This is a genomic window from Ekhidna sp. (assembly GCF_965212185.1).
Taxonomy (GTDB): domain Bacteria; phylum Bacteroidota; class Bacteroidia; order Cytophagales; family Cyclobacteriaceae; genus Ekhidna.
In genome coordinates this window covers 399012-421019 of sequence record NZ_OZ243102.1, presented here as the reverse complement: position 1 = coordinate 421019, position 22008 = coordinate 399012, and the positions used below count along the sequence as shown (strand labels likewise).

Below are 22008 nucleotides of genomic sequence, written 5' to 3'. Positions count from 1 at the left end.
ACTTGACCAAATTGGAAAGATCAGTTTATCAGAAATTCATAAAAAAGTTTCATCTTTAAACTAAAGACTTAATGGAAATGACAAAACGACTTTTCAGATCAAATGATAGAATGCTAGGTGGAGTTTGTGCAGGTATTGCTGAATATCTGGATTGGGATCCTACACTAATAAGAATTGGATATCTTATTCTCTCCGTGATAAGCGCGGCTTTCCCTGGAATTTTAATTTATATCCTTCTTTGGATTATAATTCCACCACGGTATTAATCAGACCTTATTGAAGAAATTCATCCATCGGTCAGGTAGTTCTCCTTTTAAGGCCAGATCATAGTCGCTGTAATTACATGCAATCATTCGATTTCTATTAAACAGTCCTTCTGCCTCTGGATTGGGTACCTCCATCCACCACCGCTCGGATAATTTGCTTTTATAAAACCTTATTGTTTCCGGATCACCACCAAGGTGAACCTCATACATGATGTAATCATTGGATTTGAAGTTTTTATCTCCTTTACGATGATAAAAGCCTTCTATAAAATACCAAAGCATTGTGGCCAAAACAAAAGCGGTCTTCATATCTTCAGAATCACTTGTGGCATCATAATCATAAAGTCCAACTGAACTCATCTTTTCATTTTGACCGGCGTACCAGCATAACTGACATGCCTCCTCTCCTGTCAAACCATAAACCTTGGAATCTGTTGCTGCTGGAGCATAAAACGCCTGAATTGCAGACATGTCGAAGGTCAACATATCAGCATCTCGAACCAATGGCTCCATTTCTTTGATATTTTCCTTTACCACCCCAAGCCTGATAGCCTCAAATGACAACTTCTCCAGCAATTCCAAAGCTTTTTGATTGGTCAGGTAACTTTGATAAGCCAAATGGTAATAGCTAAAAAGATAGTTAGGCTCATGTTTAAATATCTTGCTTATGTGTCCTTTTGAAGCAGATTGATCCTCTTCCAAATCCATTGAATTATCTATGTTCAAAACTGAAATTAATTTTTCAGCAGACTCATACGCATAATACTGACCCAAATCCATATCATGGCTTCCACCAAAAAGAATTGGGATTATGTTTTTTTCCATAAGATACCCACACACTTCCTTAAGCCTTAAATATGTGTCTTCCAGTTTAGGGCCGTTCCTAAAATTGCCAAGATCCACTATGGCGTAATCCCCAAAGCCTTTTTTCAGCTTATATAATTGCTTTCTGACTTCATCAGCTGATGTTTGTTCTGCACTTTCTGATTGTCCCCTGTATTCTGTAAGTCCAATTAATGCTATATCCATGCCTTCGTGATCTGGCATTTTATGTCTGTTGATGTAAATCGAAGATTGAAATGTAGCTGGATCTGAATCTACATCTACCTCAGTGGGATTGAAAAAAAGCTTTAGGTCCATAGGGCTAAGATAGGTATAGTCTTAAAATGAACGTCCACTACAGATAACAAAAAAAAGCCTCACTAATGTGAGGCTTTATGCTCTTTGGTTAGAAGGAATTTATCGTATGGTAAATCCGAATGTTTCTTCGTAATCTTTTCCTTGAATTAGAACGGTATATGTGCCTTCTGAAAATTTAATGAGAGAAGACAATTCGATATTTTCAGAGTTTGTTACAAAATCAACTTGATCATTAATAACCACTCTTACCTCTTCCAGACTCGCAGTTTTTAGAATAGCCGTGGTTTCATCTTTAAATACAGGTTGACCACTTTCAAAATCTATTGCAGACTGTGAGAATTCAATACTTGGTAATGGTTTTTTGCTAGTTTCAGTAACACTTGTTCCAAACAAAGCTACTGCAAGAATTAGGGCGAATTTCAGCATGACTTTAGGCGTTTTTAATTTAATTTCTATTACAAAATTCCTAAATTCTTACTTATAAAAAAGACAGAGAAATACGAAAATCAATGTAAGCATTTAACTTAGGGCTATTCCGCAATAACCAAAAAAAGCCCTGCTTTCACAGGGCTTTGATCCTTTTAGGATATTTTTAATTATCCTCCAAAATCATCAAATCGGATGTTTTCATCTGGAATTCCAAAATCTTCACCCATTTTCTGAACAGCCTGATTCATCAATGGAGGGCCACAGAAGTATAATTCTATTTCTTCTGGTTGATCGTGCTTACTTAAGTAATGGTCAATTACGGCTTGGTGAACAAAGCCTGTAAATCCATCTCCTTTATCATCCATACTTTCCTTTGCATTCCAATTGTCTTCTTCCAGAGGCTCGGAAAGAACGATATGGAATGTGAAATTTGGAAATTTCTTTTCAAGGTCATAAAAATGATCAAGATAGAAAAGCTCTCTTTTAGAACGGCCGCCATACCAGTAACTTACCTTTCTTCCTGTTTTAAGGGTTTTGAATAAATGGTAAAGGTGTGATCTCATTGGAGCCATTCCTGCTCCACCACCTACATACAGCATTTCTGCATCTGAAGGGTTAATGAAGAATTCTCCATAAGGACCTGAGATAGTCACCTTATCTCCTTTTTTCAATCCAAAAATGTATGATGAGGCAATGCCTGGATTTACATTCATCCAAGTGTTCTTAGATCTATCCCAGGGTGGTGTGGCAATACGTACATTCAACATGATCTCTCTTCCTTCTGCCGGGTAAGAAGCCATTGAATACGCTCTTTCTATGGTCTCATCATTTTTCATTTTCAAATCCCACAGACCAAACTTATCCCACTCCAATTGAAACTTGTCAGGAGCTCCTGGATGCTCGTCTGGGTGAGCGGTAATATCAATATCCTTAAATTCAACTTCACATTTTGGTACTTCAATCTGGATGTATCCTCCAGCTTCGTAATCCATCTCCTCTGGAAGCTCAACTACAAATTCTTTAATGAATGATGCTACGTTGTAATTTCTAACTACAGTAGCTTCCCATTTTTTAATTCCGAAGATCTCTTCCGGAATTTCAATTTCCATGTCATTTTTTACCTTAACCTGACATGCCAATCGAACATTTTCCTTTTGCTCTGTTCTGCTTAGGTGACCAACTTCTGTAGGCAGCACATCACCACCTCCTTCTATTACCTTACACTTACACATGGCACATGTTCCACCTCCACCACAAGCCGATGGAAGAAAAACGCTCTTTTGAGAAAGTGTTGATAAAAGAGTAGATCCCGCCGTGGTAACCATTGGATTATCGGAATCACCATTTACAGTGATTTTCACAGGGCCTGATTGAACCAACTTAGACTGGGCTATCAGCAGAATTAATACCAATAATAATATTAATACCGTGAAAGCGATGATTGAAGTAACTACAATTGAAGACATATGTCTAAAACCTTTTATTTAAAAATCAGGGCAAATATAGGTTATCTAGCTCTCCACTTTTACCCAAAATATGAACCTTTTTTTGTCAATGGTTTAGTAACACGCTGATTAGGCAAAATGTTGACCTAATCCAACATTTTTAACAACATCGTAAGTCTGGATTTTAGTTGCCTTCGATCCACAATGAAATCGAGGAATCCATGATCCAAAACAAACTCTGCACTTTGAAAACCTTTTGGAAGATCTTTTCCTATAGTTTCTCTAATAACTCGAGGGCCTGCAAACCCTATGAGCGCCTCAGGCTCTGCGATATTAAAATCTCCCAGCATTGCATATGATGCAGTAACTCCTCCTGTAGTAGGATCGGTTAACAATGAAATGTATGGGATCTTCGCCTCTGACAATAATGCAAGCATTGCGGAAGTTTTAGCCATTTGCATCAATGAAAATCCTGCCTCCATCATCCTGGCTCCACCGGATTTTGAAATCATTAGAAATGGAATCTTCTTCTTGAGAGAATAATCAATAGCTCGAGCTATTTTTTCACCAACGACAGACCCCATTGACCCGCCAATAAAAGAGAAGTCCATACAGGCAACCACCAAATCTATTCCGTTCATCTTTCCCGTAGCACTCCGAACAGCATCATTCAATCCTGTCTTCTTCTGGGTAGCTTTTATCCTATCTGGATACTTTTTTGTGTCCTCAAATTTTAAAGGATCTCCCGATGTTAGTTCAGCATCTAGCTCAGTAAACTTATTGTTATCAAAAAGTATTTCGAAATATTCTTTCGAACCAATTCGTACGTGATAATCATCATCTGGACAGACATAAGAGTTATTTTTCAATTCTCTCATGTGTATGATAGCCCCGCTTGGAGTCTTGTACCAAAGTCCATCCGGGACTTCTTTTTTATCTTCTGTCTTGGTAAGTATTCCCTTATTTTGTCGCTTAAACCACGCCATAGAATTCTTTCTCAGTGAATTAGCAAAGCTAAGTTATAATTGGTTAAACAGTTGTTATTTGACTTCTTCAAAATCAACATACTCTCCACCCTTGTAATCGGAATCATTTTTAGAACGTGGATTTGGAATGTCGTCAATATTCAAATTACTATCAGGTGCTTTTCGTGATCGATGGCCATAATTCGTCTGGTTCCCGAACTGCTGATGTCGATTGAACCCGCTAAAAAGTCCAGTAAATATGAAGGAAGTTACCTTATAGAAAACATATCCGACCAGGATAAGTATGATTATTATTTTTAGCATGTCTATTAAACTTATCTACTGAGATACAAGTTTCGTTCAGCGTAGATTTCCATAAAATAGTCATCCATCAAATCATCAATGAAGTAAATTGCCTCGCCAGTAGACTTCATCTCTGGGCCCAGCTCCTTATTCACATTTGGGAACTTATGGAATGAAAAAACCGGCTCTTTAATTGCGTATCCTTTCTTCACTGGTTTAAAATCAAAGTCTGTCACCTTCTTCTCTCCCAACATCACTTTTGTGGCATAATTGACATATGGCTCCTGATAAGCCTTACAGATAAATGGGACAGTTCTAGATGCCCGAGGGTTTGCTTCAATGATATAGACCTTATCATCTTTAATCGCGAATTGGATGTTAATCAATCCCACCGTTTCAAGCGCAATGGCAATCTTCTTCGTATAATCCTCGATCTGACGAATGACAAAATCTCCCAGATTATATGGTGGCAGCACCGCATAGGAATCTCCTGAGTGAATACCTGCTGGCTCAATGTGCTGCATGATACCTATGATGTAAACATTTTCACCATCACAGATTGCATCAGCTTCAGCTTCAATGGCTCCTTCAAGAAAATGATCCAACAGTATTTCTCCATCTGGTTTATCCTTGATGATATCTACTACATGCTGCTCCAATTCTGTCTCATTGATCACAATCTTCATGCTCTGACCACCAAGGACGTAACTAGGCCTAACAAGAAGGGGAAATCCTAATTCCTTTGAAAGCTCTACAGCTTCCTCCGCACTTTCAATAGCACCATAAAGTGGATAAGGAATTCCTTTTTCTTTTAGAAGGTCAGAAAATCTCCCTCTGGCTTCTGCCAAGTCGAGTGCTTCATAACTAGTACCTATGATTTTAATTCCATACCGTTCGAGCTTTTCAGCCAACTTAAGTGCAGTCTGACCACCAAGCTGAACGATCACTCCCTCTGGTTTCTCGTGCAGGATAATGTCATAAATATGTTCCCAGAAAACCGGCTCGAAATAAAGCTTATCCGCAACATCAAAATCTGTTGATACCGTCTCAGGATTGCAATTGATCATGATCGTTTCATAGCCACATTCTTTTGCAGCAAGCACGCCATGAACGCAGGAATAGTCAAACTCAATCCCCTGACCAATTCTATTTGGTCCGGACCCTAAAACAATAATCTTTTTCTTATCTGAAACAACCGATTCATTCTCTTCCTCAAATGTGGAGTAGTAGTATGGGGTTTGTGCTTCAAATTCAGCCGCACATGTATCTACCAGCTTGTAGACTCTTTTGATTCCCAGATCATTTCTCTTTTTATAAACTTCACTCTCAAGACATCCCATTAAATGTGCGACCTGGCGATCCGCATATCCTTTTTGTTTTGCCTCCATTAAAAGGCCTTTAGGAACATCTTCTACTTTGTATTTCTCAATCTCTTTCTCAAGTGTGATTAGCTCTTCAATTTGGTTGAGGAACCATGGGTCAATTTTTGAAAGTTTATGAATGGTTTTGAAAGGGATACCAAGCTTAAATGCATCATAAATATGGAATAATCTGTTCCAGCTAGGATGCTCCAAACTGTGAAGGATTGTTTCCTGATCCTTTACTTCTCTACCATCAGCCCCCAGCCCGTTTCTTTTTATTTCCAATGACTGACAAGCCTTTTGAAGGGCCTCCTGGAAATTCCTTCCTATTCCCATGGCCTCTCCAACCGACTTCATTTGTAAGCCAAGCTTGCGATCAGAGCCTTTGAACTTATCGAAGTTCCAGCGTGGAACTTTCACAATAGTATAGTCAATAGCAGGCTCAAAGAATGCTGATGTCGTTTTAGTAATTTGATTCTTTAGCTCATCCAAATTGTAGCCAATAGCAAGCTTTGCTGCAATCTTAGCAATAGGATATCCTGTAGCTTTCGATGCTAATGCTGATGATCGTGAAACCCGTGGGTTAATTTCTATACCAATAATATCTTCAGTATCTGGATTTACAGAAAACTGCACATTACAGCCTCCTGCAAAATGACCAATGCCATTCATCATCATCTTGGCCAGGTCTCTCATTTTCTGATAAACTGTATCAGAGAGCGTCATTGCTGGCGCTACCGTAATTGAATCTCCAGTGTGGACACCCATCGGATCAAAGTTCTCAATGGAACAGATAATGATGATATTACCCAGATTATCTCTTAAGAGCTCAAGCTCATATTCTTTCCATCCAAGAATACTTTGTTCAACAAGTACCTCATGAATTGGTGAGGCTTGAAGACCAGCATTTAATGCAGTGTCAAACTCTTCCGCAGTATTAACAAATCCTCCACCATAACCACCAAGTGTATACGATGGACGGATAACCAATGGGAATCCAATTTCTTGCGCAATTTCTTTTCCTTTTAAAAAGGATGTTGCGGTTTCTCCTTTACATACACCTACACCAAGTTCAATCATTTTGTGACGGAACTTCTCTCGATCTTCTGTTGTCTCAATCGCATCAATGTTTACACCAATCATCTGAACATTATACTTCTCCCAAATTCCAGCCTTATCACAATCAATCGCCAGGTTAAGGGCTGTCTGCCCACCCATTGTAGGGAGTACTGCATCAATCTGGGGATGTTTTTCTAAAATCTCACGAATGGATTGCTTCGTAAGCGGTTTTAAGTAAACGTTATCAGCAGTTACCGGATCTGTCATAATGGTCGCCGGATTGGAATTGATCAATGTTACTTCAATCCCTTCTTCACGCAGTGACTTGGAAGCTTGAGAACCAGAGTAATCAAATTCGCAAGCCTGACCAATAATGATCGGACCACTTCCGATAATTAAAACTGATTTGATGTTTGGATTTTTAGGCATATGATGAGTGTGTTTCCTGTGAGTTAATCAGGTTAAAACAAATTCCGGCAAAATTAAGGTATGAAGTATGGGCCACAAAGGAATTTATGAATTACTAATGTGGTTAATTGGTAGGTAAGTTTTAAGACTGAATATTTGCGTAACAAAAAGAACCCATAAGACATGAAATGAGCATAAGACTGCAGACATACCTAGCAAGGTTGAATGCAGTTGATGCGAATTCCATGTATGCGATTAATAATTAACTACTTAAACATGAAAGAAGCGTACATCATTGACGGCATACGAACACCTATTGGAAATTTTGGAGGAACACTTTCAGCAGTGAGAACAGATGATTTGGCCGCACTCGTTATCAATGAGTTGATGAGTAGGAATGCTGATTTAGATCCAACATTGATTGATGAAGTCGTTATGGGATGTGCTAATCAGGCTGGAGAAGATAATCGTAATGTTGCCAGGATGGCTGGACTTTTAGCCGGACTTCCATTTTCGGTACCGGGAGAAACAGTTAATCGATTATGTGCATCTGGTATGTCTGCAATTATTCATGCTAATAGAGCAATTAAATCCGGAGATGGAGATCTTTTCATTTCCGGAGGAGTGGAAAACATGACCAGAGGACCATGGGTAATTTCCAAGTCAGCCAAGCCATTTGGGACTGACGCTAAAATGTATGATTCAAGTTTCGGTTGGCGCTTCATCAACCCTAAGATGGAGGAGCTTTACGGTACTGACGGCATGGGTCAAACAGCAGAAAATCTCGTTGAAATGCACAGGATCAGTCGTGAAGATCAGGATGCTTTTGCTTATTGGTCTCAAATGAAAGCGACAGAAGCTCAGAAAAACGGAAGACTGGATGAAGAGATCATAGCAGTAGAAATTCCTCAGCGAAAAGCCGATCCAATCATATTTGATAAAGATGAATTTGTAAAGCCAAATACCTCATTGGAAATACTTGGAAAGCTAAGAGCTGCTTTCAAAAAAGACGGATCAGTAACTGCTGGAAACTCTTCAGGTCTCAATGATGGAGCTGCTGCTGTGTTGGTTGCATCAGAGGATGCTGTGAAGTCACAAAGTCTAAAGCCTCTCGCTAGAATTGTATCATCTGGGGTTGTTGGTGTGGAGCCAAGAATCATGGGTATTGGCCCAGTTGAAGCTTCCAAAAAAGCATTGTCAAAAGCTGGACTCTCATTGGAACAAATTGATATCATTGAACTAAATGAAGCATTTGCAGCTCAAGCTCTTGCGTGCACTAGGTCATTAGGTCTTGCAGATGATGATGAGCGTATTAATTCTAACGGTGGAGCGATCGCAATAGGCCATCCTTTGGGTATGACTGGCGCTAGAATTACTCACTCAGCAGCCCTGCAACTTCAAAAAACAGGTAAGAAATATGCGCTTTGTACAATGTGTATTGGTGTTGGGCAGGGGTATGCGGTTGTTTTAGAAAAGGCTTAGATCAAATTGCTAAAACCTTATCTTAATGAAGATACCACCTCCACCTTCAATGGGTTGATACTTGGTGTACCAGTGCATTTCTATACCTATATTAACGATGGATATAAAAATACCAGAAGTTAATCCTCCACCAAAAGTTCCATATGAAGGCATCTCTCGATCTTTCATTCTATGAAAACGGAAATAACCCAATCTGGCACTGAAATAAGGTTTGATTACTTTGCCTTGCTTACTTACTTGATACGTGAGAAGAAAAGAATTTAGCTTGTGATGTCTACTCCCAAGCCATTTGTAATTCTTATAGCTCATCTCAAAGCCAAGTGATGCATTATTTGCAAATGTTAATTGAGGCTCGAGGAAGTATGCTTGCCCGAAGGCACCATCACTAACAGATATTCCAGTCCCGACCTGAAGATGAAATGATTTACTTGGATGAAGCTGAAAACCCCTTGAATAAGATTGACAAAATGAAGAATATGACAGGGACAAGATGAATATTAGATAAAGCAAAAATTTCATTGAGGTCAGGTTTTAAAGTTAGGCCAGCCTAAAATCTAAAACCCTCAACACATCTCATTAAAAAAGTTTGGCTTATGAAAGACCCAAAAAATATTAATGAAATGTCGGGAGTATTCTTTCCTAAATAGTTATTGGTTATTGATTTTTGTGTGGTGATTAAAAAAAGGAATAAGAAATCACTTCATTTGTTCTAAACAAAATCCTTTCATGATTTACGAATTCAATAATCTTACGCCCGTAATTCATCCAACTGCTTTTATACATCCTTTAGCCGCTGTGACTGGAGATGTTATCATTGGAAAAAACGTCTATGTCGGACCTGGCGCTGCTATTCGAGGTGACTGGGGACGAATTGTGATTGAGGATGGATGCAATGTTCAGGAAAACTGCACCATTCATATGTTCCCTGGAATTACCATTACACTCAAGCAAAGTGCACACATAGGGCATGGCGCAATTGTTCATGGAGCTAACATTGGCAGAAATGTACTGGTTGGAATGAATGCTGTGATTATGGACAATTCAGAGATCGGAGATGAATCCATCATTGGGGCACTTGCCTTTATCAAGGCTGATTCTATCTTCGAGCCACGAAGCTTGATTGTTGGCAATCCGGCAAAAAAAATCAAAGACGTTAGCGATGAGATGATTGCATGGAAAACCGAAGGAACCAAATTATACCAGCAGCTACCAAAAGAATGTTTCGACACATTGAAAGAATGTGAACCTTTGACAGAAGCTGAACCAAACAGACCCGTAGCATCTGCTGCGTACAAAACCTGGAACGAAACCAAGTAATAGATTTTCTAAAAATTAGCGAATGAATGAAAAGAACATGCATATTGCCGTATCTGGTAATATTGGAGCTGGGAAGACCACACTTACGGAAATGCTTGCAAAGCACTATGGATGGCAGGCAGAATTCGAATCAGTAGAAGACAACCCATATCTACAGGATTTTTATGGAGATATGCACAAGTGGTCATTTCACCTGCAGGTATATTTTCTAAATAGCCGCTTTGAACAAATCAATCAGCTGAGGCGAGGTGATAGGACCATCATCCAAGATAGAACCATCTATGAAGATGCATACATTTTTGCAGAAAGCCTTTACAAACAAGGATTCTTCAAAGAGCGTGACTACCGCAACTACCGGGCACTATTTGATTCTATGATCGAATTTGTGAAACCACCTGACTTGCTTATTTATTTAAGGTCCGACATAAGTAAACTGGTGAAAAACATAGAAACCCGAGGTAGAGATTATGAAAACCTGATCCGCATTGAATACTTAAAAGGGTTGAATGAGCACTATGAAAACTGGATCTCCAATTATGATGTCGGCAAACTATTAATCATCGATGTATCAGAAATAGATTTTGTGAAAAACACAGAAGATTTCTCAGATATCGTATTCAAAATCGATACAGAATTACACGGCCTGTTTAGTTAATATGGCTTCTATTATCTGCTTAACTTTACATTGGAACTAGAATAAACTACATATGTCAATACCCAAAATAAAACATTACATAGCTGGAAAATGGATGGAAGGTGCTGGAGATGGTGAAGTGCTTCATCATGCCATCACTGGAGATCCTGTAGCAACTCATACCATTGAAGGAATTGATTTTAAGGACGCATACGATCATGCTAGAAATGTAGGGAATCCAGCACTTCGGAAAATGACCTTCCAGGAGCGTGGATTGATGTTAAAGGCTTTAGCATTTCATCTGTTAGACAATAAAGAAAAATTTTATGAGGTAAGTAAAGCCACGGGTGCGACTCGGATCGATAGCTGGATTGATATTGAAGGTGGTATTGGAAACGTTTTTTCCAATGCCTCTCTTAGAAGACAATTCCCTGACCTCCCCTACCATGTAGATGGTGAAACTGTAGGCCTATCCAAAGAGGGAACATTTGTTGGCCATCATATCATGGTGCCAAAAGAAGGTGTTGCGGTACACATCAACGCGTTTAACTTCCCGATTTGGGGGATGCTGGAAAAAGCTGCAGTAAACTGGCTTGCCGGCATGCCTTGCATCATCAAACCTGCAGAGCAAACGTGCTATCTCACCGAAGCAATGGTGAAAGACATCATAGATTCCAAAATACTTCCGGAAGGAGCACTTCAGTTAGTGGCGGGATATGGAAACGGCATACTAGATCATGTAGACTCTCAGGATGTGGTCACATTCACTGGTTCATTTGACACAGGTAAAAAACTTAAAACTCTTCCTCAGATTGTTGAAAATTCGGTTCCATTCAATCTGGAAGCAGACTCACTGAACTGTGCGGTACTTGGAGAAGATGCAGTTCCCGGCACAGCGGAGTTTGACCTTTTCATCAAAGAAGTTCGAAAAGAGATCACTGTGAAATGCGGACAAAAATGTACAGCTGTTAGAAGAATCATTGTCCCTGAAAAACTGGTAGAAGATGTACAAATCGCTTTGGGTAAAGCGTTTGAAAAAACTACGATAGGAGATCCTGATGTAGAAGGTGTACGCATGGGTGCGCTGGCAGGAAAAGAGCAATTGGAAGAAGTAACAAAACGTGTTGCAGAGTTGGCAAAAACTTCTGAGCTGGTATATGGTTCACTGGATAATATAGGTGAAGCGATGGGTGCAGACTGGAAAAAAGGCGCTTTTATGTCACCAATGCTTTTTGTGAATCAAAAGCCGTTGGATACAGAGGAAGTACACAACATTGAAGCTTTTGGTCCAGTAAGCACCATACTTCCATATAACACAATAGATGAAGCAATCGCTATTTCCAAGAAAGGTAAAGGCTCCCTTTGTTCCTCCATTACCACAGCTGATGATAAACTGGCTAGAGAATATGTGGTAGGAGCTGCGACTCACCACGGACGAATCCTGGTCTTGAATCAAGATTGTGCAAAAGAATCAACCGGTCATGGTTCTCCTATGCCGCAACTGGTACATGGTGGTCCCGGACGTGCTGGAGGTGGTGAAGAGATGGGAGGAAAGCGTGGTGTGATGCACTATTTGCAACGGACTGCCATTCAAGGTTCACCAACGACCTTAACAGAAATCACTCAGCAGTATCAATATGGCGGAGCGTACAAGGACACTGAAACGCATCCATTCTCTAAGTATTTCGAAGACCTGGAGATTGGTGATACAGTCATTACAGCTAAGCGTACGATTACTGAAGGTGACATTGTCACATTCGCCAATGTTAGCTGGGATCACTTCTATGCCCACACAGATGTTACTTCTTTAGAAGGAACCACCTTCGAAGGGCGTGTGGCACATGGCTACTTCATCCTTTCGGCAGCAGCAGGTCTTTTCGTGCAAGCGAAAAAAGGACCTGTTCTTCTTAATTACGGATTGGAAGAATGCCGATTTACCAAGCCAGTATACCCAGGCATGACGATTGGTGTACGGTGCAGCGTGAAAGAAAAAGTAGACCAGGAAAAGAAAGATGATATTGCAAAAGGCATAGTTAAGTTTCTGGTTGATGTGTATGATGAAACCGGAGAAACAGTAGCAATTGCTACAATTTTGACGATGATTAAAAAGAGAAACCAAGACTAATGAGCAACTACGTAAAACTAGACATACAAAACGGAATCGGTACCGTTGAATTCTTTACTGAGCAGAGCAACTCCCTCCCGGGAGACATTCTGAAAAAACTGGCTGAAACCATCGCTGAAGCAGGGAACAATCCAGATATTAAAGTGATCATTCTTAAAAGTGGTGGCAATCGAACCTTCTGTGCAGGTGCCAGCTTTGATGAACTAATGGCGGTCGACAGTCCGGAAAACGGCAAGAAGTTTTTCATGGGCTTTGCCAATGTGATCAATGCAATGCGAAAGTGTCCAAAATTTATCATTGGTCGCTTACAGGGAAAAGCTGTGGGCGGAGGAATTGGTTTGGCCGCATCAGTTGATTACTGCTTTGCATCCAAACACTCAGCTATCAAATTAAGTGAATTAGCGTTAGGAATTGGACCATTCGTTGTTGGTCCTGCCATTGAGCGAAAAGTAGGACTCTCTGCTATGTCACAAATGGCGATGAATCCCGATGAGTTTTATGATCCAAAGTGGGCACACCAAAAAGGTCTTTTTGGAAAGCTTTATGATGATGTTGAATCTTTAGATAAGGCAGTGAATCAATTAGCAAATAAGCTAGCAGCTTACAACCCTGAAGCAATGGCTGAATTAAAGAAAGTTTTCTGGGAAGGAACTGATCACTGGGATCAACTTTTAGCTGAACGAGCAGAAATGAGTGGAAAGCTGGTTCTTTCAGAATTCACACGAAATTTTATTCAGAAGTTTAAAGACAAACAGTAATTCAATTTACCTGTTCAATAAATGACCTGATTGTTTGTGAAAGAGCGGTCAGGTTTGTTTTTTCCATCGGGTGCTTACTATGAAAGATTTTTTCTATTCTGCTGTTACTTAACCATCTTTTCACCTCTTCCGTCTCCTCTACTGAGACCATTGAATCTTGATCCGCCAGACAAAGCTGAACAGGAATCTTAATTGCACTCATTCGATTATGAGTCATTGGTGAATTTTCTCCCAGCCTTCTCATGAATTGTGCCGTTCGGTTAAGTACCTTTTTCCATTGATTTCCATGACGCATTTTAAGAGCATTGGCAAAGGCCGGAACTTTTTCTTCAATCTTTTCAGGATTTAAGCGCTTAGCCTCCTTTTCTGCTATTGCAGGACTCCATCGCATTTTGGTACCTAAAGTTGTAATGGATTTTATGTTGGAATTACCCTGACTGGCACTTATTAAGGCAATAAATCCACCCATGCTATAACCAAAGATGTGCACCGATTCATCATTATCAATTTTCTGATCTAATTGAGAAACAAATCCATCTAATGAATAATCCTCGCTAATGAAGGATTTACCTCCATGTCCTTCAAATTCAATGATTTCAACTACAAAATCTTTCTCTAAAAGTTCTTTTAACGGAATCATTTGATCAGCAGCACCCAAAGCGCCATGAATTAGTAAAAGCTTCTCCATTTAATAAATTTATATTTTTACCAGAAATCTCGACGGATGTTTTTACGCAAGCTTTTTAATTCTGAGAATAAATTGACCTGGGTCTTTATTGACCTTTTAATTGTAATTATTGGGGTTTATTGTGCTTTCCTGATTCAGAATTATGCAGAAAATCAAAAAAATGCAAAAGAAAGAGATCGTGTAGTCACAGCTCTAAAATACGAAATGGAAGCCTTTCGATTTTTAATGACTGAAATATCAGCAGGAATGAAGGGTGAAACTCAAAAGATGAAAGCGATCTTAGCAGAAACCAATTATTCAGATTTCTCAAATTCTCGATTTATTGAACCACAATATGACTATCAAACCATTGAGTATGCACTAAACCTTCAAAATTCTTCAATTGTAGATTTTGAATTGTATAATGCATTACAATCACTGTATGTTGAGATAAAAAAAATTGAACATGCTGAGCGGCTTCTAACAGAAACATCCCGACGATATCATACCCTTCCTTCTAATCTCAATAAAGAAAGTGATGCTTATAAATTGGGATGGACCGAAAATTACGACAATTTCGTTCGATACATAACATTGACTGAAGATCGAGGCAGTATTTCTAGTAGAATAGCAAAAGCGTCCACATCATCACTTTCACTAGTTAACAAAAGGCTTGGGCCTAAAAAATCAAAGCAAATAGAAACTGAGCTTATTTTAGGATATGCAAAAAAGGTTGCGAGTGAAGAGCATGCAGTATTACTTGGTAAAAAGTATTTTCCCAGTTTTTCAGAAAAAGAAATAAAGCAATTGTACCAACAAGCAACACAATCAAAGTCAAATACGAAAGAATAGATGAACCGATTTTTTGGTAATCCGGATTTTTTTATGAGACATTAGCAAACACGATTTATGAGACATTATAGAATATTAGTCTTTCTTCTTTCTTTAGCATCCGCTCTCACAACTATTGCCCAGAAGGAAATAAAAGTCGAGAATACTTCCGACGGCACCTTCCGTCAAGAATCCGTCAGAAGCCTGAACTGGATGAATGACGGGCAGTTTTACAGTGCCCTATCTGACAATAAAATTATTAAGTACAGCGTAAGAACTGGTGAAGAAGTAGAGACGATCGTAGATGGTGACGCAATTGATTTAGAAATTGATTCATACAACTTTAGTGATGATGAGTCAATGGTGCTATTGATGGTCGACCGTGAAAGCATTTACCGACGGTCTTATACCGCAGTTTTTTATCTGTATGATCGCAATTCACAAGAATTAAAAAAATTATCTGACGGACGGCAGTCTTACGCAACTATCTCACCCGATAACTCCAAAGTCTCTTTTGCGAGAGACAATAACCTCTTTTATGTTGACTTGAATGCTAATGAAGAAGTAGCAATAACAAACGATGGTAAATTCAATTTCATAATAAATGGAAGTGCAGATTGGGTGTATGAGGAAGAGCTCTACCTAACTCAGGCATTTGGATGGTCGGCGGATGGAAAAAAGATAGCCTTCATCCGTTTTGATGAGACCAATGTCAGAGAGTACAATTTGCAGTATTGGAATGAAGGCGCAATTTATCCTCAGGATTATCGATACAAATATCCGAAAGCAGGTGAAGATAACTCGGAGGTTCAGGTTCGCATCTATGACCTTGAAAGTAAATCAACAATCACAGCAGATATTGGGGAAGAAAAGGACATATACATCCCTCGCATCTATTGGACGAAAGATCCAAATCTCTTATCCATCCAGCGATTAAATCGACTTCAAAATCAATTGGATATACTGCATGTGGATGCTAAAACCGGTGACTCAAAAACGATTCTAACTGATAAGAGCGATACATACATTCATTTCACTTTCTGCGATGATCTCACGTATCTGGATAATGGCACACAATTCATCTATAGCACGGAAAACAGTGGATACAAGCATTTCTATCTCTACAACATGGATGGAAGCCTTGCCAATCAAATTACGAAAGGAAGTTACGAGGCGCGCTTAATAGTTGGCTTAGATCAAAAGAAAAAAGTGCTTTACTATGCCAGTACGGAAGACACCCCCCTTGAGCTTCATCTGTATTCAGTTTCACTCTCGGGAAAAGGGAAGAAAAAACTTACAAATACTCCAGGGAGATCTACTATCGACATGAGTAATGACTGCAGTTTTTATATAAATTATTTTTCATCAGCAGATACGCCGCTGATTGTTTCCCTTTATCAAACCAAAGGAAATAAGCTCATTAAAGTGATGGAAGACAATCAAGAGCTAGCCCAGAAGATTAAAGAGTATGGATTTGTAGATAAGGAATTCTTCCAATTGACCAATGCCACTGGGAGCACCTTGAGTGGATTCTTTTTGAAACCGGCAAATTTTGATGAAAACAAGAAATATCCATTGCTTATCTTTCAATACAGCGGACCAGGCTCACAAAAAGTAGCAAATCAATGGGGAGGTGGTCATTATATCTGGCACCAATACATGGCACAGGAAGGATATATTGTGGCGGTGATCGATACCAGAGGAACAGGATATAGAGGTGAGGCCTATAAAAAACTTACCTACAAACAGCTTGGGAAATACGAAACTGAGGATTTGATATTCTCAGCAAAAACTCTCGCTGATTACAATTACATTGATGAAGATCGTATTGGTATATGGGGCTGGAGCTATGGTGGATACATGTCTTCATTAGCCATTCTAAAAGGCAATGATGTTTTTAAAACAGCTATTGCCGTTTCCCCAGTGACTACCTGGAGATATTATGACACCATCTACACTGAAAGATATCTGCAAAGACCGCAAGACAATCCAAGTGGTTATGATGACAATAGTCCAAATACACATGCAGATAAATTGAAAGGAAATTTTTTGTTAGTCCATGGGACCGGAGACGACAATGTGCATTTCCAAAATTCAGTAGCACTTCATGACGAATTGGTGAATGCTGCCAAACAGTTCGATTCCTTCTATTATCCTGATAGGCCTCATGGTATGGGCAATCGTAGGGGTCACTTATACCAAATGATGACAGATTATTTAATGGAAAAACTTTAATTGGAACCTTAAATGATTAGAAAAGAGGTAGTTAGCCTCTTTTTATTCTGATAATATTCGATACAATTCCAAGTTGAGATAATAATGGTGTCCAGAAATGGATTTCTTCTCCACAATCCCCATTTCCACCAACTCATTTAGATAATTCCTTGCAGTATTCTCTGCATAGATTTTCGCATCCGTTAAATGACTCACCTTGGTCAGAGGCTGTGAAAAAATCATTTGAACCAGTAGCTCCGGCTTCCTAATCTTCGTGTCCTGTTCGATACTTTCCATTATTCCTTCTTTCGCGGCAAGAATGTCATTGATTTTATCGAACGTGAGATTAGCCGTAGACTCTATTGCCCTAAGCATAAATAGAATCCATCGCTCCCACATCGCTCGCTGTGTTACGCTGGCCAGGTGAGAATAGTAGTCATTCTTATGATCAATGATATATCGACTTAAAAACAGTATTGGTAAGTCCAGTAAGCCTTTTTGAGTCAAAATATTGATATTAAAAATACGTCCGGCTCGTCCATTCCCATCTCGAAAAGGGTGAATCACCTCAAATTGATAGTGCGCTATTGCCATCTTTATCAATGGGTCAACCGGATATTTTTCATCATCATTCACAAATTCAAGGAGGTTAATAAGCTTATTCTCCAATACTTCTTTCCCTCGTGGTGGAGTATAGATAGCTGTTCCGGCATTCGGTCCTGTTCCTCCCTGTTTGATATAAATGCGTGCACTTGGCGGTCGTAATCCATCATTGGTTTGTTTCACGATGCGATAGACCTTAATAAAATAGTCCATATCAAATTGACCATGATCCATGAGATGCTGATGTCCGGCCCACAACGCTTCTCTGTATCGCAACACCTCCTTTGGAGCACCCTTGATCTGCATGTCTTCTCCCTTTTCGCTATACGCTTGATACAGTTCATCATCTGTGGTAAAGATATTTTCGATCTCACTCGATGCTTTGGCTTCCTGCAGGGAAATCGTATTTATAAGTACACCCTGATTAGGGATAGCAACCGAACGACCATGCAAACGTCCCAGTGCCGCTTTCGCATTGGCCAGCTGCTCCATGATTTCAACCGTACGATACAAATCCGGGTGGATGGGAAGATCAGGAAGGTCATTCCATGGTTTACTGCGATCCGGATTTATGTTGAAAAGGGGCTGTTTCATGGAAATATTTATTCGTAAAAGTCTAGTGAAAAGAATCTCATTTAGACATTTAGTCTAGCATTTTTAAACACCCCTATAATCCCCTCGAGGGGATATTCCCCCTTTGAAGGGGGCTAGGGGGATGTTTTAAACATTCTTCTTCGATTCGATGTTTAAAGGTTTTTTTTGATCAAACATCAATTTAATCTACTTTTAATGTTTACTCGAAAGTAAGGTATTAATTTAAGGCCCGCAAGCAGACAAACATTAATTTGTTAATATTTTAATGTTTACTCCTAAATAAACATTAAAATGGTTGCCACGATCTGATAAACGGTTTCGTTGCAAACCATTGCGTTTTGTATCTTAGCGCTCCCAAAAATTAGTTATGGCAAAAACAGCAACAGCACCCAAAAAAAAGAAAGATTCTGCGATTGATTGGAAAGAGATTGCCCTGAAAATGCTCATCTCCAGAGCAATGGATGATCTGGAAGAAAATAAGCTGGTTCCTGAGAAAAAAGTGCTTTATCAATTTTCAGCAAGGGGACATGAATTAGGGCAATTGATCCTGGCTCACCTACTTGATAAACCAAAAGATTCAGCGAGTGCTTATTATCGTTCACGGCCCTTGATGATCGGACTTGGACTATCAGTGGAAGATGCACTTTCTGCTCCTCTTACCCGCTCAGGAGGCTACAGTGACGGACGAGATATTGGAGTGGTTTGCAACATGCCAAAATCAGATCGAGGGTGTGTGGTACTGCCTATGGCTGGAGATGTGGGTGCGCAGTATACCCCTGCCGTGGGTTGGGCACAGAGCATTGAATATTACTCTGAAACACTAAAAAATAAAGAATATAAAGATTCCATTGCTGCTATTCTGGGTGGTGATGCATCTGTGGCTACCAATGGATTTTGGTCTGCACTGACGATAGCTACTACACAAAAACTTCCTGTACTATTTTACATCGAAGATAATGGTTATGGCATTTCTGTAACGAGTGAATACCAGACACCCGGTAAAAACATTGCGGAGAATTTGGCCTCATTCAAAAACCTGGATATCTGGGATGGAAGCGGAACAGATCCTGAGGAAGCCTACCAACTATTAAAAGCAGGAACAGATCATGTGCGATCTAGAAAAGGTCCGGCACTTGTTCGACTGAAAGTACCAAGGCTAAACGGCCATTCCTATCAGGACAATCAGGCTTATAAGGATGAGAAGCTGGTGAAGAAAGAGCAGGCCAATGATCCTTTGAAAGCAATGAAAAAAATGTTTTCAGACAAGGAGTGGAAAGCACTTGAAAAAGAAGCCCAAAAGATTGTAGATGAGTCAGCAGAAGCAGCTTTGAATCGACCTGCTCCAGATGCTTCAAAAATCAAGAAATATGTGTTCTCAGAACCGGATGAAGTTCAAGGAATCGGCGGTTTACGATCATCAGGCCATGAATTCCCTTCATCATCGGAAGAACCAAATCCAGATAAACGAAGAATCAACATCGGTGAAGCGATCAATCTTGCCCTGGACTATGAGCTGAAAACCAACCCTAAAGTCTTAGTATTTGGAGAGGATGTAGGTATGAAAGGAGGTGTACATGCAGTAACGATGGGGCTTCAATCCAAATATGGAGAAGATCGTGTGTTTGACACATCACTTTCAGAAGAGGGAATCATCGGTCGGGCAGTAGGAATGGCCTATGCCGGACTGATGCCCGTGGCAGAGATCCAGTTTAGAAAATATGCAGATCCGGCAACAGAACAACTTAACAACTGTGGTACCACCCGCTGGAGAACAGCCAATCGATTTGCCGCACCAATTGTGGTACGAATGCCCGGAGGATTTGCCAAGGTGGGTGACCCGTGGCACTCTGTGACCAACGAAGTAATGTTTGCACATGCGATTGGATGGCAGGTGGCATTCCCTAGCAATGCACAGGATGCAGTAGGTCTGATTCGCTCTGCTATGCGATCAGATAATCCGACCATGTTCTTTGAGCACCGAAACCTGAACGATAACCGCTACGCTCGCCGACCGTATCCGGGAGATGAATTCATTGTCCCTTTCGGAAAAGCGAACCTTCTCAGAGAAGGAAACGATATCACCTTAGTGACTTGGGGTGCCATGTGTGAAGCTTGTGAAGCGGCGGTGGATGAAACTGGAATCTCAGCAGATGTCATCGACCTGCGAACAATCATGCCGTGGGACAAAGAAGCCATTATGACTTCCATCCAAAAAACAAACAGGTGCTTGATTGTTCATGAAGATGCACTCACAGCTGGTTTTGGGGCGGAAATTGCAGCAGTGCTTGCTTCAGAAGGATTTAATTATTTGGATGCACCTGTAGAGCGAATAGCTATGCCGGATATTCCATTGCCACACAATGTGCCGTTGATGGAGTCAGTGGTGCCTAATGCGGAACGGATTGCGGAGAAGATGAGGAATATTTTGGCGTTTTAGCAGTAGTTATCCTGCCCTGGTTCGTGTCCTCACGAACCACATCTAAAACTCTTCGCCCAGGTGTTTCAAGAAAGCAAACCGATTATCTTCAAACTCATAATAAGATGCAGATGAATACGTGTGTTCATTAGGCTCATGGAAAAGGTTCTTCCGCCCTAGTTCGTGTCCTCACGAACCACCTTATTCAAAATTCTTCACCAACATGTTTTAAGAAGTCTCCCGCCATGGTTTGTGTCCTCACGAACCACACCTAAAACTCCTCACCAACATGTTTCAAGAATGCAAACCGATTATCTCCAAGCTCATAAAAAGATGCAGAGAATATGTGTAATCACTTGGCTTATGGACAAGGTTCCAGTCTTTTGCTATTGGATTTTCATGGATGTAATCAAGTTTTTGATATACCACTTCAGGACTGTATAACTCAATGGCCATTGAATCTCTTTGCCAAAACTCAAACCCCTTATTGCTTGCGTGGACTTTAACTTTTGCAGTTCGTTCTCATTAAGCATTTTCTTAAACTCATGAGCTGTGTACTTCAAGAAAGATCCGAAAGGTGTCTCATTTCCATTTGAAGAATTCATTCTCCAGATCATATGGATATGATTAGGCATAATCACAAACCCGAAAACATCGATTAGCTGCTTATTTGATAAAAAGGAAAGTGAATCAATTAAGATGGTTTTAAACTCTTTAGATTCAAGTAAAGGAATCCAGTTATTTATCGTGGCTGTCCAAAAGTATATTTTTCCAATCTCAGTATAGGAAGGCCTTCTTTCCTTGAAGTAATCCATTCAATAAAAATATGAAAGGTGTTTTGAATAGGTTCGTGAGGACACGAACCTTGGAAGTCCTTTAGAGATAGTGAGAAATTTTTTTTAAGAGAAATTTCAAATCCGTCAAAACAGCCACCACCCATCATATTTTATTATCATTTGATAATATTTAAGTATTATCCTGTAATTTTATA

General features: G+C 39.9%; 19 protein-coding genes. 9 read left to right on the top strand and 10 right to left on the bottom strand.

The annotated features are described in order from the left end of the window. Window positions 1–71 precede the first annotated feature (71 nt). A complete protein-coding gene (locus ACOMC3_RS01870) occupies window positions 72–266 on the top strand; it encodes a PspC domain-containing protein (RefSeq protein WP_420317826.1) in 195 nt (64 codons plus the stop codon). Here the strand turns inward: ACOMC3_RS01870 and ACOMC3_RS01865 are convergent, their stop codons facing one another. From ACOMC3_RS01865 to carB, 6 genes are all read right to left on the bottom strand, one after another. Beyond that, window positions 267–1406, bottom strand: coding sequence for a formimidoylglutamase (locus tag ACOMC3_RS01865; protein WP_420317825.1), 1140 nt, complete (start codon window positions 1404–1406; stop codon window positions 267–269). Between the two features lie 99 nt (window positions 1407–1505). Beyond that, window positions 1506–1832 carry a hypothetical protein gene (locus ACOMC3_RS01860; RefSeq protein WP_420317824.1) on the bottom strand — a complete coding sequence of 109 codons (327 nt, stop codon included), beginning with the start codon at window positions 1830–1832 and terminating at the stop codon, window positions 1506–1508. Window positions 1833–2002: 170 nt separating this feature from the next. Then, entirely contained in the window at window positions 2003–3301 is a 1299-nt protein-coding gene (nqrF, locus tag ACOMC3_RS01855; protein WP_420317823.1) for an NADH:ubiquinone reductase (Na(+)-transporting) subunit F, read from the bottom strand. A gap of 125 nt (window positions 3302–3426) precedes the next feature. Next, entirely contained in the window at window positions 3427–4266 is an 840-nt protein-coding gene (gene accD / locus ACOMC3_RS01850; RefSeq protein WP_420317822.1) for an acetyl-CoA carboxylase, carboxyltransferase subunit beta, read from the bottom strand. Window positions 4267–4320: 54 nt separating this feature from the next. Next, window positions 4321–4569: a DUF4834 family protein gene (locus tag ACOMC3_RS01845; protein WP_420317821.1), complete on the bottom strand. Its 249-nt coding sequence runs from the start codon at window positions 4567–4569 to the stop codon at window positions 4321–4323. Between the two features lie 11 nt (window positions 4570–4580). Then, window positions 4581–7397, bottom strand: coding sequence for a carbamoyl-phosphate synthase large subunit (gene carB, locus ACOMC3_RS01840; RefSeq protein ID WP_420317820.1), 2817 nt, complete (start codon window positions 7395–7397; stop codon window positions 4581–4583). 255 nt (window positions 7398–7652) lie between these two features. Between carB and pcaF the strand changes: the two genes are divergently transcribed. Next, window positions 7653–8858 (top strand): 3-oxoadipyl-CoA thiolase, encoded by a 1206-nt coding sequence (pcaF, locus tag ACOMC3_RS01835; protein WP_420317819.1) that lies wholly within the window; start codon window positions 7653–7655, stop codon window positions 8856–8858. Between the two features lie 9 nt (window positions 8859–8867). Here pcaF and ACOMC3_RS01830 read toward each other — a convergent pair whose 3' ends face one another. After that, window positions 8868–9377 carry a hypothetical protein gene (locus ACOMC3_RS01830; RefSeq protein ID WP_420317818.1) on the bottom strand — a complete coding sequence of 170 codons (510 nt, stop codon included), beginning with the start codon at window positions 9375–9377 and terminating at the stop codon, window positions 8868–8870. Between the two features lie 207 nt (window positions 9378–9584). On the opposite strand from ACOMC3_RS01830, the gene ACOMC3_RS01825 reads away from it, so the two are divergent. From ACOMC3_RS01825 to ACOMC3_RS01810, 4 genes are read left to right on the top strand one after another with little or no spacing between them, the layout of a single operon-like run. After that, window positions 9585–10175: a transferase hexapeptide repeat family protein gene (locus ACOMC3_RS01825; protein WP_420317817.1), complete on the top strand. Its 591-nt coding sequence runs from the start codon at window positions 9585–9587 to the stop codon at window positions 10173–10175. Window positions 10176–10212: 37 nt separating this feature from the next. After that, window positions 10213–10830 carry a deoxynucleoside kinase gene (locus ACOMC3_RS01820; protein WP_420319297.1) on the top strand — a complete coding sequence of 206 codons (618 nt, stop codon included), beginning with the start codon at window positions 10213–10215 and terminating at the stop codon, window positions 10828–10830. 52 nt (window positions 10831–10882) lie between these two features. Further along, window positions 10883–12934: a phenylacetic acid degradation bifunctional protein PaaZ gene (gene paaZ, locus ACOMC3_RS01815; RefSeq protein ID WP_420317816.1), complete on the top strand. Its 2052-nt coding sequence runs from the start codon at window positions 10883–10885 to the stop codon at window positions 12932–12934. Next, window positions 12934–13692: an enoyl-CoA hydratase/isomerase family protein gene (locus ACOMC3_RS01810; protein ID WP_420317815.1), complete on the top strand. Its 759-nt coding sequence runs from the start codon at window positions 12934–12936 to the stop codon at window positions 13690–13692. The genes paaZ and ACOMC3_RS01810 overlap by 1 nt, the downstream gene beginning before the upstream one ends. A 1-nt stretch (window position 13693) precedes the next feature. Here ACOMC3_RS01810 and ACOMC3_RS01805 read toward each other — a convergent pair whose 3' ends face one another. Beyond that, the gene (locus ACOMC3_RS01805) at window positions 13694–14380 is read right to left on the bottom strand and encodes an alpha/beta fold hydrolase (protein ID WP_420317814.1); all 687 of its coding nucleotides are present in this window, start codon (window positions 14378–14380) and stop codon (window positions 13694–13696) included. Between the two features lie 36 nt (window positions 14381–14416). On the opposite strand from ACOMC3_RS01805, the gene ACOMC3_RS01800 reads away from it, so the two are divergent. Next, entirely contained in the window at window positions 14417–15211 is a 795-nt protein-coding gene (locus tag ACOMC3_RS01800; RefSeq protein WP_420317813.1) for a hypothetical protein, read from the top strand. 57 nt (window positions 15212–15268) lie between these two features. After that, the gene (locus tag ACOMC3_RS01795) at window positions 15269–17425 is read left to right on the top strand and encodes a S9 family peptidase (protein ID WP_420317812.1); all 2157 of its coding nucleotides are present in this window, start codon (window positions 15269–15271) and stop codon (window positions 17423–17425) included. Window positions 17426–17467: 42 nt separating this feature from the next. Here ACOMC3_RS01795 and ACOMC3_RS01790 read toward each other — a convergent pair whose 3' ends face one another. Next, on the bottom strand, window positions 17468–18601 hold the full coding sequence (locus ACOMC3_RS01790) for a Fic family protein (RefSeq protein ID WP_420317811.1): 1134 nt from the start codon (window positions 18599–18601) through the stop codon (window positions 17468–17470). Window positions 18602–18968: 367 nt separating this feature from the next. Here ACOMC3_RS01790 and ACOMC3_RS01785 point away from each other — a divergent pair, with 367 nt between their 5' ends. After that, on the top strand, window positions 18969–21038 hold the full coding sequence (locus ACOMC3_RS01785) for an alpha-ketoacid dehydrogenase subunit alpha/beta (protein WP_420317810.1): 2070 nt from the start codon (window positions 18969–18971) through the stop codon (window positions 21036–21038). A 365-nt stretch (window positions 21039–21403) separates the two neighbouring features. Here ACOMC3_RS01785 and ACOMC3_RS01780 read toward each other — a convergent pair whose 3' ends face one another. Next, window positions 21404–21832 carry a hypothetical protein gene (locus ACOMC3_RS01780; RefSeq protein ID WP_420317809.1) on the bottom strand — a complete coding sequence of 143 codons (429 nt, stop codon included), beginning with the start codon at window positions 21830–21832 and terminating at the stop codon, window positions 21404–21406. Between the last annotated feature and the right edge of the window lie 176 nt (window positions 21833–22008).

Coding starts and splice junctions, on each gene's coding strand:
- ACOMC3_RS01870 (WP_420317826.1), top strand. CDS start 72: ATGGAAATGACAAAACGACTTTTCAGATCAAATGATAGAATGCTAGGT.
- ACOMC3_RS01865 (WP_420317825.1), bottom strand. CDS start 1,406: ATGGACCTAAAGCTTTTTTTCAATCCCACTGAGGTAGATGTAGATTCA.
- ACOMC3_RS01860 (WP_420317824.1), bottom strand. CDS start 1,832: ATGCTGAAATTCGCCCTAATTCTTGCAGTAGCTTTGTTTGGAACAAGT.
- nqrF (WP_420317823.1), bottom strand. CDS start 3,301: ATGTCTTCAATTGTAGTTACTTCAATCATCGCTTTCACGGTATTAATA.
- accD (WP_420317822.1), bottom strand. CDS start 4,266: ATGGCGTGGTTTAAGCGACAAAATAAGGGAATACTTACCAAGACAGAA.
- ACOMC3_RS01845 (WP_420317821.1), bottom strand. CDS start 4,569: ATGCTAAAAATAATAATCATACTTATCCTGGTCGGATATGTTTTCTAT.
- carB (WP_420317820.1), bottom strand. CDS start 7,397: ATGCCTAAAAATCCAAACATCAAATCAGTTTTAATTATCGGAAGTGGT.
- pcaF (WP_420317819.1), top strand. CDS start 7,653: ATGAAAGAAGCGTACATCATTGACGGCATACGAACACCTATTGGAAAT.
- ACOMC3_RS01830 (WP_420317818.1), bottom strand. CDS start 9,377: ATGAAATTTTTGCTTTATCTAATATTCATCTTGTCCCTGTCATATTCT.
- ACOMC3_RS01825 (WP_420317817.1), top strand. CDS start 9,585: ATGATTTACGAATTCAATAATCTTACGCCCGTAATTCATCCAACTGCT.
- ACOMC3_RS01820 (WP_420319297.1), top strand. CDS start 10,213: ATGCATATTGCCGTATCTGGTAATATTGGAGCTGGGAAGACCACACTT.
- paaZ (WP_420317816.1), top strand. CDS start 10,883: ATGTCAATACCCAAAATAAAACATTACATAGCTGGAAAATGGATGGAA.
- ACOMC3_RS01810 (WP_420317815.1), top strand. CDS start 12,934: ATGAGCAACTACGTAAAACTAGACATACAAAACGGAATCGGTACCGTT.
- ACOMC3_RS01805 (WP_420317814.1), bottom strand. CDS start 14,380: ATGGAGAAGCTTTTACTAATTCATGGCGCTTTGGGTGCTGCTGATCAA.
- ACOMC3_RS01800 (WP_420317813.1), top strand. CDS start 14,417: ATGTTTTTACGCAAGCTTTTTAATTCTGAGAATAAATTGACCTGGGTC.
- ACOMC3_RS01795 (WP_420317812.1), top strand. CDS start 15,269: ATGAGACATTATAGAATATTAGTCTTTCTTCTTTCTTTAGCATCCGCT.
- ACOMC3_RS01790 (WP_420317811.1), bottom strand. CDS start 18,601: ATGAAACAGCCCCTTTTCAACATAAATCCGGATCGCAGTAAACCATGG.
- ACOMC3_RS01785 (WP_420317810.1), top strand. CDS start 18,969: ATGGCAAAAACAGCAACAGCACCCAAAAAAAAGAAAGATTCTGCGATT.
- ACOMC3_RS01780 (WP_420317809.1), bottom strand. CDS start 21,832: ATGGATTACTTCAAGGAAAGAAGGCCTTCCTATACTGAGATTGGAAAA.